The sequence below is a fragment of the Xenorhabdus entomophaga genome, from assembly GCF_037996725.1.
Lineage (GTDB): Bacteria > Pseudomonadota > Gammaproteobacteria > Enterobacterales > Enterobacteriaceae > Xenorhabdus > Xenorhabdus khoisanae.
In genome coordinates this window covers 1-500 of the sequence record NZ_JBBMXH010000330.1, presented here as the reverse complement: position 1 = coordinate 500, position 500 = coordinate 1, and the positions used below count along the sequence as shown (strand labels likewise).

Sequence of the window (500 nt, the reverse complement as noted above, 5' to 3'; positions counted from 1 at the left end):
CAGTGGTGGTCTTGGGACAGCCTTGTTTGCGGCAGGCGCGAGGGATACGGGGTGGCATGGCATCACCACGTCGAGAACAGTCCGCCGCGCTCACTCTCGCGTGCGACGAACTGGCGTATCTCTTCACGGATTATCTGGCGGAGGTGATCATCATCAGGGATGCTGGGTATTTTCGCTGAGTTAATGACGGCCGAACTCAGGCGAGCTTGCTTAGCAGTCCCTCTATATGCTTTCTCTATTTCATTGATGATGGCGCTGGCGTTTATATCTACTGCCAGTTCCAATGGAGCAACAACTGCTCTTACTTTCCTTTCCGAGTCACAGACCTTGAAGCTATCGGCTGCTATAGCTGCCTGTTCCTTTTCTGCTTTCGGTTTGAACCCATTGTAAATGATGAGATGTTGAGGGGCTTTCCCGCCTATACTCATATCAAGCCGCCCATCTTTGTCATACCATGCTGAATATCCCTCAGCCGTTATAGATGTGCTGCCATCTTCTTT

1 pseudogene is annotated in these 500 nt (G+C 51.0%); it reads right to left on the bottom strand.

The window, feature by feature from the left end:
* Positions 1 to 62: 62 nt before the first annotated feature.
* A pseudogene (locus AAC854_RS23025) lies at positions 63 to 500 on the bottom strand (hypothetical protein); the annotation flags it as partial.